The organism is Paenibacillus sp. FSL P4-0184 (assembly GCF_038004625.1).
Taxonomy (GTDB): domain Bacteria; phylum Bacillota; class Bacilli; order Paenibacillales; family Paenibacillaceae; genus Paenibacillus_AQ.
In genome coordinates, this window is sequence record NZ_JBBORN010000001.1 from 2,768,217 (window position 1) to 2,783,564 (window position 15,348).

Annotated in this window: 16 protein-coding genes and 1 other annotated feature; all 16 genes read left to right on the forward strand. The window is 45.0% G+C overall.

What is annotated here, in order from left to right; all coding sequences use genetic code 11:
- The first annotated feature begins 19 nt into the window (after positions 1–19).
- The 16 genes from gltX to rpoB all read left to right on the forward strand — a co-directional run bounded on the left by gltX (position 20) and on the right by rpoB (position 15,287).
- A complete protein-coding gene (gene gltX / locus MKY52_RS11875; protein WP_339267428.1) occupies positions 20–1,483 on the forward strand; it encodes a glutamate--tRNA ligase in 1,464 nt (487 codons plus the stop codon).
- A gap of 511 nt (positions 1,484–1,994) precedes the next feature.
- Positions 1,995–2,687, forward strand: coding sequence for a serine O-acetyltransferase (gene cysE / locus MKY52_RS11880; RefSeq protein ID WP_042192199.1), 693 nt, complete (start codon positions 1,995–1,997; stop codon positions 2,685–2,687).
- A 49-nt stretch (positions 2,688–2,736) separates the two neighbouring features.
- Positions 2,737–4,146: a cysteine--tRNA ligase gene (gene cysS, locus MKY52_RS11885; RefSeq protein ID WP_341051513.1), complete on the forward strand. Its 1,410-nt coding sequence runs from the start codon at positions 2,737–2,739 to the stop codon at positions 4,144–4,146.
- A complete protein-coding gene (locus tag MKY52_RS11890; RefSeq protein WP_042192194.1) occupies positions 4,143–4,577 on the forward strand; it encodes a Mini-ribonuclease 3 in 435 nt (144 codons plus the stop codon). The genes cysS and MKY52_RS11890 overlap by 4 nt, the downstream gene beginning before the upstream one ends.
- A gap of 37 nt (positions 4,578–4,614) precedes the next feature.
- Positions 4,615–5,379 carry a 23S rRNA (guanosine(2251)-2'-O)-methyltransferase RlmB gene (gene rlmB, locus MKY52_RS11895; RefSeq protein WP_042131237.1) on the forward strand — a complete coding sequence of 255 codons (765 nt, stop codon included), beginning with the start codon at positions 4,615–4,617 and terminating at the stop codon, positions 5,377–5,379.
- A 2-nt stretch (positions 5,380–5,381) separates the two neighbouring features.
- Complete coding sequence (locus tag MKY52_RS11900) at positions 5,382–5,903, forward strand: NYN domain-containing protein (protein ID WP_076286854.1); 522 nt, start codon at positions 5,382–5,384, stop codon at positions 5,901–5,903.
- Positions 5,904–6,061: 158 nt separating this feature from the next.
- Positions 6,062–6,706: an RNA polymerase sporulation sigma factor SigH gene (sigH, locus tag MKY52_RS11905; RefSeq protein WP_036680496.1), complete on the forward strand. Its 645-nt coding sequence runs from the start codon at positions 6,062–6,064 to the stop codon at positions 6,704–6,706.
- Positions 6,707–7,097: 391 nt separating this feature from the next.
- Positions 7,098–7,247: a 50S ribosomal protein L33 gene (gene rpmG / locus MKY52_RS11910; RefSeq protein ID WP_076099620.1), complete on the forward strand. Its 150-nt coding sequence runs from the start codon at positions 7,098–7,100 to the stop codon at positions 7,245–7,247.
- Positions 7,248–7,267: 20 nt separating this feature from the next.
- Entirely contained in the window at positions 7,268–7,459 is a 192-nt protein-coding gene (gene secE / locus MKY52_RS11915) for a preprotein translocase subunit SecE (protein ID WP_036680497.1), read from the forward strand.
- Positions 7,460–7,480: 21 nt separating this feature from the next.
- Positions 7,481–8,014, forward strand: coding sequence for a transcription termination/antitermination protein NusG (nusG, locus tag MKY52_RS11920; RefSeq protein WP_036680499.1), 534 nt, complete (start codon positions 7,481–7,483; stop codon positions 8,012–8,014).
- A 75-nt stretch (positions 8,015–8,089) separates the two neighbouring features.
- The gene (gene rplK, locus MKY52_RS11925; RefSeq protein WP_042131235.1) at positions 8,090–8,515 is read left to right on the forward strand and encodes a 50S ribosomal protein L11; all 426 of its coding nucleotides are present in this window, start codon (positions 8,090–8,092) and stop codon (positions 8,513–8,515) included.
- Positions 8,516–8,597: 82 nt separating this feature from the next.
- Entirely contained in the window at positions 8,598–9,290 is a 693-nt protein-coding gene (gene rplA / locus MKY52_RS11930) for a 50S ribosomal protein L1 (RefSeq protein ID WP_036680504.1), read from the forward strand.
- A 67-nt stretch (positions 9,291–9,357) separates the two neighbouring features.
- Positions 9,358–9,510: a sequence feature (ribosomal protein L10 leader region), on the forward strand.
- Positions 9,511–9,574: 64 nt separating this feature from the next.
- Positions 9,575–10,078: a 50S ribosomal protein L10 gene (gene rplJ / locus MKY52_RS11935; RefSeq protein ID WP_042192187.1), complete on the forward strand. Its 504-nt coding sequence runs from the start codon at positions 9,575–9,577 to the stop codon at positions 10,076–10,078.
- A 66-nt stretch (positions 10,079–10,144) separates the two neighbouring features.
- Positions 10,145–10,504 (forward strand): 50S ribosomal protein L7/L12, encoded by a 360-nt coding sequence (gene rplL, locus MKY52_RS11940; protein WP_036680508.1) that lies wholly within the window; start codon positions 10,145–10,147, stop codon positions 10,502–10,504.
- Between the two features lie 214 nt (positions 10,505–10,718).
- A complete protein-coding gene (locus MKY52_RS11945; RefSeq protein ID WP_042192184.1) occupies positions 10,719–11,318 on the forward strand; it encodes a class I SAM-dependent methyltransferase in 600 nt (199 codons plus the stop codon).
- A gap of 423 nt (positions 11,319–11,741) precedes the next feature.
- Positions 11,742–15,287 carry a DNA-directed RNA polymerase subunit beta gene (rpoB, locus tag MKY52_RS11950; protein ID WP_042131231.1) on the forward strand — a complete coding sequence of 1,182 codons (3,546 nt, stop codon included), beginning with the start codon at positions 11,742–11,744 and terminating at the stop codon, positions 15,285–15,287.
- Positions 15,288–15,348: the final 61 nt, after the last annotated feature.

Consider the following 15,348-nt stretch of genomic DNA (forward strand, 5'->3'; position numbering starts at 1 on the left):
ATGAAGCGGAGGGAATATAATGACGGATCAAGTCCGGGTGCGTTACGCACCGAGCCCTACGGGACATTTACATATAGGTAACGCCAGAACGGCGCTGTTTAACTATCTGTTCGCCCGTAATAAAGGCGGTAAATTCATTATCAGAATTGAAGATACAGACGTGAAGCGCAATGTCGCAGGTGGCGAAGAGAGCCAGCTTAAGTATTTGAAATGGCTAGGCATGGATTGGGATGAGAGTGTTGATGTTGGTGGAGAGTACGGACCTTACCGCCAGACTGAACGTCTTGACCTATATCGTGTATATTGGCAGGATTTGCTGGATAAAGGTTTGGCTTACCGCTGTTACTGCACAGAGGAAGAACTGGAAGCAGAACGTGAAGAACAGACTGCACGTGGAGAAACCCCTCGTTATTCCGGCAAACACCGTGATTTGACGGAGGAACAACGCCTTGCCTTTGAAGCTGAGGGACGAGTAGCTAGCATTCGCTTCCGTGTACCAGAAGATCGTACGTACACGTTCGATGATATCGTAAAAGGTACTATTTCTTTTGATACGAAAGAAATGGGTGATTTTGTTATCGTGAAGAAGGACGGAATTCCGACCTATAACTTTGCGGTAGCTGTTGATGATTATTTGATGGCTATCACCCATGTACTACGTGGGGAAGATCATATTTCTAACACACCACGTCAGCTTATGATCTATGAGGCTCTTGGTTGGAAACCCCCAATATTTGGTCATATGACACTGATTGTCGGTGACAACCATAAGAAGCTTAGCAAGCGCGATCAATCTGTAATTACGTTTATTGAGCAATATGATGAATTGGGTTACTTGCCTGAGGCTTTGGTTAACTTCATTTCTCTACTGGGCTGGTCACCAGAGGGAGAAGAGGAGATCTTCAGTAAAGAAGAACTTATTTCTATTTTTGATGCGGACCGTTTGTCCAAAAGTCCGGCTGTATTCGATAAGCACAAGCTGGCGCATCTAAATAATCACTATATTAAGCATGCTGATCCTAAACGGATCTCGGCATTAGCGATTCCACATCTGCAAAAAGCGGGGAAAATACCGGCTGAGCTGAATGATGAGCAGCAGGCATGGGCAGAAAGCCTTGTAGCACTGTATCAAGAGCAGATGAACTCTGCCTCCGATATCGTAGAGCTATCTGAACTATTCTTCCGCAGCCATCTCGAGTTAGAAACAGAAGCGGCGCAGGTTCTGGCGGAAAGCCAAGTGCCTGAAGTCTTGTCTGCTTTCCTAGCTAAGGTTGAAGCTTGTCAGGATTTCAGTGCTAGTAATATGGCTGTACTGATCAAGGAAGTGCAGAAAGAAACAGGGCACAAAGGCAAAGCGCTCTTTATGCCGATACGTGTGGCTTTGACCGGACAAACGCACGGACGTGATCTTAATATAACGATTGCTTTGCTCGGCCAAAACCGTGTCATCGAACGTTTGAAATCACAAATTAAAGGAGCTTAAGATAGTATTACTTATCATTAAGCCTCTTGTCAGTCCCTTATCTTTTACGCTAAGATAGAACCATATGATAATAGCTGTGATCAGGAGAAGTACGTCCATAAAGGCAATTGCCAGAGAGAATAACCGAGAAAGGGATACCCTTTCGGGCTGGGAGTTATTCATTTGTCCGGGGCAGAACATGCGCCTGTGAGCTGCACGGTTGAACGATCCTAAAGGCTCGTTAGATCGCGCCGGGTACATCGCCGTTAATGATGCCAAGTGGAACGAAGGAACTCTGCCGATGGTAACAACAGCAGTCTGTTTGATTCGTTCAAGCAGAGTGGAACCGCGGTTAAACGTCTCTGCAGCTTTATGCTGCAGGGGCTTTTTTTGTTTCAGGGTATCTTTTCTAATATAACAAACCAAGCAAACACCTACAGCATATGTATGATAAGAATGATGGATTGGAGACAATACCTTCCTTGTGTACCTGTAAACAGGAGATGGGGGAGTCAAGAAGAGAGGAACCGTGATGTTTAAGCATATTAAGTCGGACATTCGGGCGGTATTTGATAACGATCCCGCTGCCCGCAGCTGGTTCGAGGTTGTCTTCACATATGCAGGGTTGCACGCCATTTGGGGTCACCGGATTGCCCATTCTTTTTTCAAACGCCGCTGGTATACAATGGCCCGTATGGTCTCACAGTTTAGTAGATTTATGACCGGTGTTGAAATCCATCCCGGAGCTGTCATCGGAAATAGGCTGTTTATCGACCATGGTATGGGGATTGTTATTGGGGAAACCTGTGAAATCGGTGATGATGTTATTATTTATCAAGGTGTTACACTCGGGGGGACAGGGAAAGAAAAAGGTAAGCGCCATCCCACAGTTGGCAACAATGTAGTTATTGGTTCTGGTGCGAAGGTATTAGGATCGTTTCGTATCGGCGACAATTCAAATATAGGTTCGAATGCGGTTGTGCTGCGTGAAGTTCCAAATAACAGTACAGTAGTAGGAAATCCGGGCCGTGTAGTAAAACGTAACGGTGAACGTGTATCCGATCGCTTGGATCATACCAAGATGCCAGACCCGCTTGTAGATTCACTTCGCTTTCTGCAAAAAGAGATCGAAGAGATCAGAGAGAAGCTTGGCGAAGAAGATAAGCAAAAGACCGCGCAGCGACTAGTCGAAACTCAGCAGTACATTGGTGATTACGAAATTTAAGCATATCCGGTACTTAAGGAATCGGGACAACAGAAAGGGTTGGAATAGGATGGCTTTACAAATTTACAACACAATGACACGCAGCAAGGAGCAGTTTGTGCCCCAAGAGTCGGGCAAAGTGAAAATGTATGTATGTGGTCCAACCGTTTATGGATATATGCATATCGGAAATGCTAGACCTATTATTGTCTTTGATATGGTCCGGAATTATTTGGAGCAACTCGGCAATGAGGTACGGTATGTTACGAACTTCACAGATGTAGATGATAAACTGATACGCAAAGCAGAAGAAATGAACACTTCAGTAGCAGAGGTTGCTGAGATTTTTATTAATGCTTATCGTGAGGATCTTGAAGGGCTTGGAGTAAAACCGGCAACATTGAATCCGCGGGTAACAGAAAGCATGGAGCTGATCATCGAATTCATTAAAGAGCTCGAGGAAAAAGGGTATGCCTACGAGAGTGGTGGCGATGTATACTACCGTACTTCCAAATTTGAAGACTATGGTAAGCTGTCCCGTCAGAATCTAGATGAATTACAGTTTGGTATTCGCGTGGAGGTAGACTCACGGAAAGAGAAACCTGAGGACTTTGTGCTGTGGAAAGCAGCAAAACCAGGTGAAGTGTACTGGCAGAGCCCATGGGGAAATGGACGCCCAGGCTGGCATATTGAGTGCTCGGCCATGGCAAGAGAGTTCTTGGGGGATACGATGGACATCCACGGGGGTGGACAAGATTTGCAGTTCCCGCACCATGAATGCGAATGCGCTCAGACAGAAGCTCTGACGGGTAAGCCACTCTCTAATTACTGGATGCATAATGGATTTATTAACATCGGTGATGAAAAAATGTCGAAATCATTGGGTAACGGTTGGCTTGTGAAAGATATCCGTGGGCAATTTAAAGCTGGAACTATTCGTTATTTCATGCTATCGACCCATTATCGTAATCCGTTGAACTTCTCGGTGGATTCGATGACTTCAGCTGAAAAGAGCGTAGAACGTATCTCGCTTGCAGAAAGTAACGTTAAGCATCGTCTTGAACTTGCTGCTGAAGGTGCTCAGGGTGAGGTCAGCTTAGAGATTAATGATAAGTTATCTGCTATTGTGGCCAATTTTCATGCTAGAATGCAGGATGACTTTAATACCCCTGATGCGATTACCGCTATGTTTGATTGGGTGAGTCTTGCAAACCATACCCTTGCGAATAGTGAAGCAGCCCCTGCTGATTTTGCTGCGTTGCTACAAGCTTTTGAGGAAATGAATGCTGTGCTGCGTTTGACACCTGAGCATGAGGAAGAAGAGATCGCGAGTGAAGAAGTTGAACGATTAATCGCGGAGCGGGTTGAAGCGCGTAAGAATAAGAATTGGAGCCGGTCCGATGAGATTCGTGATGAATTAGGTCGCTTGGGCATATTGCTTGAGGATACTCCGCAAGGAATGCGGTGGCGGCGAAAATGAGTGAGGAACGCAAGTTTCAGAACGGGTGGTTTCCTTACGAGCCTTCCAAACCTGCGCGACTCCTCTCGCCAATTGTGCTTGCCTATGTAGGAGATGCCATTTACGAAGTGTCAGTTCGCCAGTATTTAGTATCTCTTCCGAATTTGCGCCCAAACCATTTGCATCGCTCTGCTACAGGACTTGTATCCGCTAAGGCGCAGAGTGCAATTCTTGGATTTTTGGAGCCAAGTCTCACAGAAGAGGAAAAAGATGTCGCCCGTCAGGGGAGAAATGCTAAATCGGGAAGTATTCCTAAGAATGCAGATGTGCTTGAATACCGTCATGCTACTGCTTTTGAGTGTCTGATAGGTTACTTATACTACACAGGTCAACAGGAGAGAATACAAGAAATTGTGAACAGTGGCATACAGTTTATGTTGAAGCAGCCGTGATAAGGCTTTTGCGAAATAGAGAATAGGAGAAGTGAACATGGAAGAAGATTTGAAGACAGAAGAGGAAATATTGGCTGGGAAGCATTCAGTGCTTGAGGCGCTTCGTGCGGGTCGTACATTAAATAAAATATGGATTGCAGAAACGGCTCAGAAGCATCTGACCGCACCAATCGTCGCTGAAGCACGTAAAGCGGGTATTGTCATTCAGCATGTGGACAAGCGTAAGCTGGATCAACTTGCTCCTGGAGTTCAACATCAGGGGGTAGTTGCTCAAGCCGCGCCTTTTGCCTATGTCGAGGTAGATGATCTGCTGGCTGCAGCTGAAGCCAAAGGAGAGCCTGCATTCTTGATTTTGCTGGATGAGATTGAAGATCCTCATAACCTGGGGTCCATTCTACGGACAGCAGATTGTACTGGAGTGCATGGAGTAATCGTACCTAAACGTCGTTCGGCTCAGATTACTGCTACCGTCTCCAAAACATCGGCGGGTGCCGTGGAATATGTTCCGGTTGCGCGGGTCACTAACCTAGGTCAGACCATTGATCGTCTGAAAGAGCAGGGAGTCTGGGTAGTAGGTACGGATGTGGATACAGATCAGAATCTGTTTGGATCCAATATTTTCACAGGACCGGTAGCTGTTGTAATCGGTAATGAGAATAAAGGGATGGGACGCCTGATTCGCGAAAAATGTGATGTATTACTTAAGCTGCCGATGGCCGGAAAGATCAATTCATTAAATGCCTCTGTCGCCGCAGGAGTCATTATGTATGAAGTGGTACGCCTTCGGCAACAGCAGGGATAACTATGGCCGACTGGCGCGATGTGCTGCTTGTGGACGGGTACAATATGATCGGTGGCTGGCCGGAACTAGCGGCACTGTCCCAGATTGGTATGCAGGAAGCACGCGACCGCTTGATGGATTTGCTGGCTGATTACCAGGCTTACTCAGGACGACGAGTTATTGCTGTGTTTGATGCATATCGCGTTCCAGGATTGGGTCGGTCATTTGTCCAGGGCAAAGTCCAGGTGTTTTTCACCAAGGAAAAAGAAACCGCAGATGAATGCATTGAGCGATTGGTTGGAGAATTTAGCAACCGACGTCGACAGATCTATGTTGCAACAAGTGACTTTGTGGAGCAACATATTATTTTCGCCCAAGGTGCACTGCGGATTTCTGCAAGAGAATTGCACCTAGAAATTGAAGAGAACCAAAAACAAGTGAAAAAAGCTATCGAACCGGGAAGTATCAGTTCTACACGTCATTCTTTGGAAGACAAACTGCCTCCTGATGTGCGGAGTAAACTGGAAAATTGGCGTAGGCAGTGACAATAGGAAAGATTTAGGTGATATTTTTATTCCATTTTATGCTATTCCAGATTGTTTTTGGACAAATCCGGTTGACGGTGTAAGGTAACATAATATATACTGATCCTATATTTCGCGAAGTAACGATGTGTCTTGCGTTGCAGCCGGGGGGATTCTTGGTGAGTGTCGACCTCAAGGAAATAATGCTATCCGAGTATGATTTCATAAGTGATGAAGATATTGTCGAGGCTTTCCGTGGTGGCGACAGTGGCGCATTGGAACACTTAATTAATAAATACCGTAATTTTGTACGTGCTAAAGCCCGCTCTTATTTCTTGATCGGGGCAGATCGTGAAGATATTGTTCAAGAAGGAATGATTGGTCTATATAAGGCTATTCGTGACTTTAAAGGTGACAAGCTCTCTTCATTCAAGGCTTTTGCTGAGCTCTGCATAACACGTCAGATTATAACTGCTATTAAGACGGCCACGCGTCAGAAGCATATTCCGCTCAATTCTTATGTTTCTTTGGATAAGCCCATTTATGATGAAGATTCCGACCGGACGCTTATGGATGTCATTTGTGGAACTCAGGTACTAGATCCAGAAGAGCTAATTATCAATCAAGAAGAATTCATTGGACTTGAAGATAAGATGGCGGAGATTTTAAGTGACCTAGAGCGTAAGGTTCTGATGTTGTATTTAGACGGACGATCTTATCAGGAAATTGCTGAAGATCTGAAGCGGCATGTGAAATCTATTGACAACGCTTTACAACGAGTAAAGCGAAAATTAGAAAGATATCTAGAAGTGCGTGACAATTAATGATATAATGAACACAAGAGGGCTCGTACATCGAGTTCTTTTTTTTAGTCTCATGAAATTGCTTAGATAGAATTAGGAGCTAACACCATAAATTTCTATTTGAGTCGATTTTAGTTGTTGCCGTTGAGGGTAGGTTTATACACAGTCGGAATGCCCCATAATGATAAGGAAGACAGCGAAGTGTGAGGAAGAGATAGACCCAAGGACAGGGTACGGCCATATGACTATAACACCCGAAATTACCCAGTGCAGAACGGAATTCTTTCGTTGACACAGACCTTGACATTATGCTAAAGTGTTTTAGGTAGGCCTAAATTCGCGGCTTTTTTTAGGATCAATATTTACGTCTTCTAATTGTATTGTTAGAAGGACGTCTCGGGAGGTGCACATCATGCGGGTAATTATCACTTTGGCTTGTACAAGTTGCAAACAAAGAAACTATGCGACTACCAAAAACAAGCGAAATCACCCCGACCGCATGGAGATGAAGAAATTTTGCAAGTATTGTAACTCGCAAACTCCTCATCGCGAAACCAGATAGTCTGTGGAGGTGTAGTCGGCATGAAACGTAGTTTCAAGTCTATGTTTTCCTTTTTCACTGAGAGCTGGAGTGAACTCAAAAAAGTTCGCTGGCCAAGTCGTAAAGAATTGACCAACTATACATTGATCGTTCTCGGTACAATTGTAGTTGTCGCTATTTACTTCTGGGTTCTGGACATCGGTATTTCCGCTGTGATTGAAGCGATTATTTAGAGAGGTCCCAGGTGGCTTGATATGGAAAAAAGATGGTATGTCGTTCATACCTATTCTGGGTATGAGAATAAGGTCAAAGCCAATTTGGAAAAGCGCGTTGAGTCCATGGGCATGGAAGACAAAATATTCCGCGTTCTTGTTCCTATGGAAGAAGAAATCGTAAACAAAGACGGTAAGAAAAAAACCGTTATGCGTAAAGTTTACCCGGGTTATGTTTTGGTGGAAATGGTTCAGACTGATGATTCCTGGTATGTTGTCCGCAATACTCCGGGCGTTACTGGATTTGTTGGTTCGACAGGCTCAGGGTCTAAACCAACAGCTTTGCTTCCGGAAGAGGTAGAACAAATTCTGAAGCATATGGGCATGGTTGAACCTAAAGCGAAGATTGATTTCGAAATCAAGGAATCCGTACGTATTATGGTTGGTCCGTTTGCGAATTTTGTGGGATCCGTGGAAGAAATTTTGGCTGACAAGAGCAAGATCAAAGTGCATGTGAACATGTTTGGACGGGAAACCCCGCTAGAGTTGGATTTCACTCAAGTGGAGAAAATATAACATAAGCTAAGGGTTTCTTGTGGGAGAGCGCCAATGGCGTTCGAAGACCACTATTTTTGCAAGGAGGTGTCACTCATGGCTAAAAAAGTTATTAAAATGGTGAAACTGCAGATTCCTGCAGGGAAAGCGAATCCAGCGCCTCCAGTAGGTCCGGCGTTAGGTCAAGCAGGTGTCAACATCATGGCATTCTGTAAGGAATTTAATGCTCGTACTGCCGACCAGGCTGGCTTGATCATTCCGGTTGAAATTACAGTATTTGAAGACCGTTCCTTTACGTTCATCACTAAAACTCCTCCGGCTGCTGTTCTGCTTCGCATCGCTGCTAAAGTAGAAAAAGGATCCGGTGAACCAAACAAGAAAAAAGTAGCAAAAATCGGCCGCGCTGCGGTTCGTGAAATTGCTGAAACAAAAATGCCAGACCTTAACGCTGCATCTGTAGAAGCTGCAATGCGTATGGTTGAAGGTACTGCTCGCAGTATGGGTATCACAATCGAAGACTAGTAGTTTTCGAAGAATCGGTCATTCGTGACCCGCAAGTATGTGGGAGGAATTTCCGCTAACACCACAAAGGAGGAACATTTTCATGGCTAAACATGGTAAGAAATACCAAGAAGCTGCTAAGCTGATCAACAGCGAAGCAACTTACGAGCCTTCAGAAGCTGTAGAGCTTGTGAAAAAGGCAGCGACTGCAAAATTCGACGAAACCGTTGAAGCAGCAGTTCGTCTGGGTGTAGACCCGCGTAAACAAGACCAAGCAGTTCGTGGTGTTGTTGTCCTGCCTCACGGCACTGGTAAAACACAACGCGTGCTTGTATTTGCAAAAGGTGAAAAAGCGAAAGAGGCAGAAGCTGCTGGCGCGGATTTTGTTGGTGATCAAGACATGATCAACAAAATTCAACAAGGCTGGTTTGAATTTGATGTCTGCGTAGCTACACCTGATATGATGAGTGAAGTCGGTAAACTGGGTCGTCTGCTTGGTGGTAAAGGTCTTATGCCTAACCCTAAAGCTGGCACAGTTACATTCGATGTTTCCAAGGCTGTGCAAGAAATCAAAGCCGGTAAAATCGAATATCGTCTTGACAAAGCAGGTCAAATTCACGCGCCAATCGGCAAAGTGTCCTTTGATGCTGCACAATTGAACGATAACCTTAAAGCTCTTATCGACGCTTTGAACCGTGCGAAACCAGCTGCTGCTAAAGGTGTATACCTTAAAGGCATCTCGATTTCTTCCACAATGGGTCCTAGCGCTCGTGTGAACACAACCGTCTTCAGATAAATAAGGGTTGACTCTTTGAGTCAATTTTGATAATCTATAACAGTTGTGAAACTTAAGGTATCAATCTTAACCTTGAATATGCTTACCGTAGACAGTAGGTGCCTTAGTGCTTAATTCCCTACCGAGGTGTTGTGATAGAAACAAGAAGTAACGAGCTCGCTCGTATAACTTTCGTTTTATCAAGCCTTCGTGATTCTGCGGAGGCTTTTCTAATGCCTGCGTAGGAGCGGTGATGCTTTCCTTGGAAAGGACGCCGACACATAAATTTTCAGGAGGTGTATACATTGGCAAATGCAAAAGTAATTCAAGCAAAACAGGATGCGGTTGACGTTGTTACTGCGAAACTGCAAAACAGTCTTTCGACTGTTGTAGCGGACTACCGTGGATTAAACGTTTCCCAAGTGACTGAACTGCGTAAGCAACTTCGTGAAGCTGGCGTTGAGTTTCAAGTCCTGAAGAACACATTGCTACGTCGCGCAACTGCTGCGGCTGAGTTGACTGAGTTGGATGAAGTTTTGACTGGTCCAACAGCTATCGCATTCAGCACAACTGATGCAGTAGCTCCAGCTAAAATTTTGAACGATTTCGCCAAGAAAAACGACGCTTTGAAATTGAAAGGCGGCGTAGTAGAAGGACGTGTCATCGACGCGGACCAATTGAAAGCACTGGCTGAGCTTCCATCCCGCGATGGTTTGCTGTCCATGCTGCTTAGCGTACTTCAAGCTCCAATGCGCAACTTCGCGCTTGCAGTTAAAGCTGTTGCTGAAAAAGAAGAACAAAGCGCGTAAGCCTTTGGCTCTTGCAGCATAAATCAATACCACAAACAAATTTAAATTATAAATGGAGGTTCAATCATGAGTAAAGAAGCAATCTTGGAAGCAATTAAAGGCATGAGCGTATTGGAACTGAACGACCTGGTTAAAGCAATTGAAGAAGAATTCGGCGTAACAGCAGCAGCTCCAGTAGCAGCTGGCGGTGCGGTAGCAGCAGTAGCTGAAGAGCAATCCGAATTTGACGTAATTTTGACAGGCGCTGGCGCTTCCAAAATCAACGTTATCAAAATCGTTCGCGAAATCACAGGCCTTGGCTTGAAAGAAGCTAAAGACCTTGTAGACAACGCACCAAAAGCAATCAAAGAAAAAGTAAGCAAAGACGAAGCCGAAGCTACTAAAGCAAAATTGGAAGAAGCAGGCGCAGCTGTAGAAGTGAAGTAATTCCTTCTATACTGAAAACCCCTTGAACTTGTTCAAGGGGTTTATTTTATAAAAATATAAAGATAAAGTATAAGTTTCACATTATACTTTATCTTTATATTTCTCGCTTGAACGCTTATCGTCCTTATAAGGCCATCAGAGGCGTTTATGCTTGATAGAGTTAGTAGGGTTGTGTGAATACAAACTATTAACATAAAGGAAAGGGAGGATAGAGATGTCGCAACATTATTATTCGCAGCAACCGGAAGTGCGTCATGACAGACGTACCATCGACACCGTTCTAAGAGGCAAAAGCTTTCGCTTCACAAGTGATGCGGGTGTGTTCTCTAAAGGAGACATCGATTACGGTAGTCGAGTTCTCATTGAAGCTATGGATATTCCGGACGGTTCGGCAGTGCTTGATGTGGGCTGCGGATATGGACCGATAGGTATAAGTGCAGCATACCTAGCCCCCAAAGGGCAAGTTACGATGATTGATATTAATAGTCGTGCGGTAGAACTTGCGCGTGAAAATGCCCAGCACAATGGAATCCGGAATGTTACGGTAATGGAAAGCGATGTGCTCGGCGCATTGAATGAACAACAAAAGTTCGATGTGATTCTTACCAATCCTCCGATACGTGCAGGAAAAGCTGTAGTGCATCAGATTTTTGAAGAGGCTTATGAGCATTTAAATGAGGGTGGATTTCTGTGGATTGTTATTCAGAAGAAGCAGGGCGCTCCATCAGCGGTAGCTAAACTTGAAAGCTTGTTCTCAAATGTAGAAGAAGTGGGCAAAGATAAAGGTTATCGTATTATTAAAGCTCAAAAATAAAAATCAATAGGTTATTGACATGTGATAGTGATAATGGTATTATTATAAAATGTCAGTATTAAGATAGGCTCCATGTCTTTAGTTTGCTGAAAATGTCAAGCGATATATTGTCGCCGGCTAGCGCAAGCCGTACGGCAAGTTTTTTGCGAATTGGTTCTCTATGCTCTGGCGTAGCGAGTGTTACGCGGTAATAGATAATAGCGCATAAACTGTTGCTTGGTGACGTATAATATGTACGTTTTGGGCAAATCTACTGGATAAGGAGTATTTTGGTCATGGATAAGTGCGCTCTTTTTTCGAAGATTTCGATAAGGGCTTTTCTTTTATTTATGACTGAATCCTTGTAGTATGGTTCCATTATACGGTTCCAAACAAGGGTTCGCAATCAATTTTTAAGTGAGTAGACATGAGGGGTGAGTAAAGTTGGCAGGACATCTTGTTCAGTATGGTCGACGCACTCGGCGGAGCTATGCGAGAATTAACGAGGTACTCGAGGTCCCGAACCTGATCGAGATCCAACAAAAATCTTATGATTGGTTTTTGGAGGAAGGATTGCGGGAAATGTTTCAGGACATCTCGCCGATCCAGGATTTCACAGGTAATTTGGTACTAGAGTTCATTGATTACAGCCTGGGTGAACCGAAATATACGGTTGACGACGCTAAAGAGCGGGACGTGACGTATGCGGCTCCTCTGCGTGTAAAGGTGCGGCTCATTAATAAGGAGACCGGTGAGGTCAAAGAGCAGGAAGTGTTCATGGGAGATTTCCCGCTGATGACGGAGACCGGCACTTTTATTATTAACGGTGCGGAACGGGTTATTGTCAGCCAGTTGGTTCGCTCTCCAAGCGTCTATTTCAGCACAAAAGTGGATAAGAACGGCAAAAAAACCTACACCGCCACAGTAATCCCGAACCGCGGAGCCTGGTTGGAACTTGAGACCGACGCTAAGGATATTATGTATGTTCGTATCGATCGGACTCGTAAAATTCCTGTTACCGTACTTTTGCGTGCTCTCGGTTTCGGTAGTGATGCCGAAATTCTGGAATTGCTTGGCAATGATGAATATATTCGCAATACGCTGGATAAAGACAACACGGACTCCACGGAGAAGGCGCTTATTGAAATTTATGAGCGTTTGCGTCCGGGCGAACCGCCGACACTAGACAATGCCAAAAGTTTGCTGGTCGCGCGTTTCTTTGATCCAAAACGCTACGACCTAGCTAATGTAGGCCGTTACAAAATCAACAAAAAGCTACACATTAAGAACCGTCTTTTCAATCAACGTCTTGCTCAGCCTTTGGTTGACGAAGCTACAGGGGAAATCCTGGCTGAGTCTGGTCAAATGGTCGATCGCAGACTGCTTGATGAATTGATTCCTTACTTTGAAAAGAATGTTGCCTTTAAGAACTACCGTGTTACTGGTGGAGTTATGGACAGCGAAGATATTCCTCTTCAAACGATTGACGTATTCTCGCCAATTGAAGAAGGTCGGGTTATTAAGCTGATCGCTAACGGCAACATCGACAAGTCTGTTAAGCACATTACTCAAGCTGATATTATATCCTCGATCAGCTACTTTATTAATTTGCTTCACGGAATTGGTAATACCGATGATATCGACCATCTGGGTAACCGTCGTCTGCGTTCTGTGGGTGAACTTCTGCAGAATCAGTTCCGTATCGGTTTGTCCCGTATGGAGCGCGTTGTGCGTGAAAGAATGTCGATTCAGGATGCTAATGCAATTACGCCTCAAGCTCTGATCAATATTCGTCCGGTTATCGCGTCCATTAAAGAGTTCTTCGGTAGCTCCCAGCTGTCTCAGTTTATGGACCAGACGAACCCACTTGCGGAACTTACGCATAAACGTCGTCTGTCTGCACTCGGACCTGGTGGTTTGACACGTGAACGCGCGGGCTTTGAAGTTCGTGACGTCCATCACAGTCACTACGGCCGGATGTGTCCAATTGAAACACCGGAAGGTCCGAACATTGGATTGATCAACTCCTTGTCCACCTTTGCTCGTATCAACGAATACGGCTTTATCGAAGCTCCGTATCGTTGGGTAGATCCAAAGACAGGTAAGGTAACTGAACAAATCGATTATCTGACTGCTGATGAGGAAGATAATTATGTAGTTGCTCAGGCTAACGTATTGATCGATGAAGATGGCTCCTTTAAGGAAGACATGGTAATCGTTCGTTACAATAAAGACTCTGACAACATTACAACAATGCCAAGTAATCGTGTAGATTACATGGACGTTTCGCCTAAACAGGTCGTATCCGTCGCTACGGCGCTCATTCCGTTCCTTGAGAACGATGACTCCAACCGCGCTCTGATGGGATCTAACATGCAGCGTCAAGCCGTTCCACTTCTAATTCCTAAAGCTCCGTTGGTCGGAACAGGGATGGAACATAAATCCGCTAAGGATTCTGGCGTATGTGTTGTTTCTAAATATGACGGTATTATCGAACGCTCTTCAGCTAATGAAATTTGGCTGCGCCGGGTTGAAACTGTCGAAGGCAAAGAAGTTAAAGGCGATATCGTTAAATATAAATTACACAAATTTATGCGTTCTAACCAAGGTACCTGTATTAACCAACGTCCTCTAGCTAAAAGAGGGGATATTGTTAAGAAGGGTGACATCCTGGCGGACGGTCCTTCTACAGAAATGGGCGAACTTGCTCTTGGTCGTAACGTAGTCGTTGCGTTCATGACTTGGGAAGGTTACAACTACGAGGATGCGATCCTGTTAAGTGAAAAGCTAGTTAAGGAAGATGTATACACTTCGATTCATATCGAGGAATACGAATCCGAAGCTCGTGACACTAAACTGGGACCTGAAGAAATCACACGTGATATTCCAAACGTGGGCGAAGAAGCTCTGCGCAATCTTGATGAGCGTGGAATTATCCGCATCGGTGCGGAAATCAGTGCTGGTGACATTCTAGTTGGTAAGGTTACTCCTAAGGGTGTAACTGAATTGACTGCAGAAGAGCGTCTCCTACACGCTATCTTTGGTGAGAAGGCTCGTGAAGTACGGGATACCTCTTTACGCGTTCCTCACGGTAGTGATGGTATTATCGTTGACGTTAAAGTATTTACACGTGAGAACGGCGATGAGCTGCCTCCTGGCGTAAATCAATTGGTTCGTGTGTACATCGCTCAGAAACGTAAGATTTCTGAAGGTGACAAAATGGCCGGACGTCACGGTAACAAGGGTGTCGTTGCCCGTATCCTGCCAGAAGAAGATATGCCGTTCCTTCCGGACGGTACGCCAGTACAGGTTGTTCTTAACCCTCTAGGCGTTCCTTCTCGTATGAACATCGGACAGGTGCTTGAGGTCCATATTGGTATGGCCGCATTGCGTCTGGGAATTCACATTGCAACGCCGGTATTCGACGGAGCACGTGAGTACGACGTATTTGATACGATGGAAGAAGCTGGCATGCAGCGTAATGGTAAGACTGTATTGTACGATGGTCGTACAGGTGAACGCTTCGAACGTGAAGTTACTGTCGGCGTCATGCATATGATCAAACTGGCGCACATGGTTGATGATAAGATTCACGCCCGTTCAACAGGACCTTACTCACTAGTTACGCAACAGCCACTGGGTGGTAAAGCTCAGTTTGGTGGACAGCGTTTCGGTGAGATGGAAGTGTGGGCGCTTGAAGCTTACGGTGCTGCATATACATTGCAAGAAATTTTGACCGTAAAATCCGATGACGTGGTTGGTCGCGTGAAGACGTACGAATCCATTGTCAAAGGTGAAAATGTACCGGAACCAGGTGTTCCTGAGTCGTTCAAGGTATTGATCAAAGAACTGCAGTCCCTGGGTATGGATGTTAAGATTCTTAGCGGTGACGAGCAGGAAATTGAAATGAGAGAATTGGACGATGAGGACGAGACGTCAGGCGACAAGCTGAGCCTCAATTTAGAAGGCGCAGAAGTCGGAGTAGAATAATCACGTTGGAGCTTTTGAGTTCCATTTTATAAAGGACCGCGCCCTCTTTTGATGTAACAGT

Coding starts and splice junctions, on each gene's coding strand:
- gltX (WP_339267428.1), top strand. CDS start 20: ATGACGGATCAAGTCCGGGTGCGTTACGCACCGAGCCCTACGGGACAT.
- cysE (WP_042192199.1), top strand. CDS start 1,995: ATGTTTAAGCATATTAAGTCGGACATTCGGGCGGTATTTGATAACGAT.
- cysS (WP_341051513.1), top strand. CDS start 2,737: ATGGCTTTACAAATTTACAACACAATGACACGCAGCAAGGAGCAGTTT.
- MKY52_RS11890 (WP_042192194.1), top strand. CDS start 4,143: ATGAGTGAGGAACGCAAGTTTCAGAACGGGTGGTTTCCTTACGAGCCT.
- rlmB (WP_042131237.1), top strand. CDS start 4,615: ATGGAAGAAGATTTGAAGACAGAAGAGGAAATATTGGCTGGGAAGCAT.
- MKY52_RS11900 (WP_076286854.1), top strand. CDS start 5,382: ATGGCCGACTGGCGCGATGTGCTGCTTGTGGACGGGTACAATATGATC.
- rpmG (WP_076099620.1), top strand. CDS start 7,098: ATGCGGGTAATTATCACTTTGGCTTGTACAAGTTGCAAACAAAGAAAC.
- secE (WP_036680497.1), top strand. CDS start 7,268: ATGAAACGTAGTTTCAAGTCTATGTTTTCCTTTTTCACTGAGAGCTGG.
- nusG (WP_036680499.1), top strand. CDS start 7,481: ATGGAAAAAAGATGGTATGTCGTTCATACCTATTCTGGGTATGAGAAT.
- rplK (WP_042131235.1), top strand. CDS start 8,090: ATGGCTAAAAAAGTTATTAAAATGGTGAAACTGCAGATTCCTGCAGGG.
- rplA (WP_036680504.1), top strand. CDS start 8,598: ATGGCTAAACATGGTAAGAAATACCAAGAAGCTGCTAAGCTGATCAAC.
- rplL (WP_036680508.1), top strand. CDS start 10,145: ATGAGTAAAGAAGCAATCTTGGAAGCAATTAAAGGCATGAGCGTATTG.
- MKY52_RS11945 (WP_042192184.1), top strand. CDS start 10,719: ATGTCGCAACATTATTATTCGCAGCAACCGGAAGTGCGTCATGACAGA.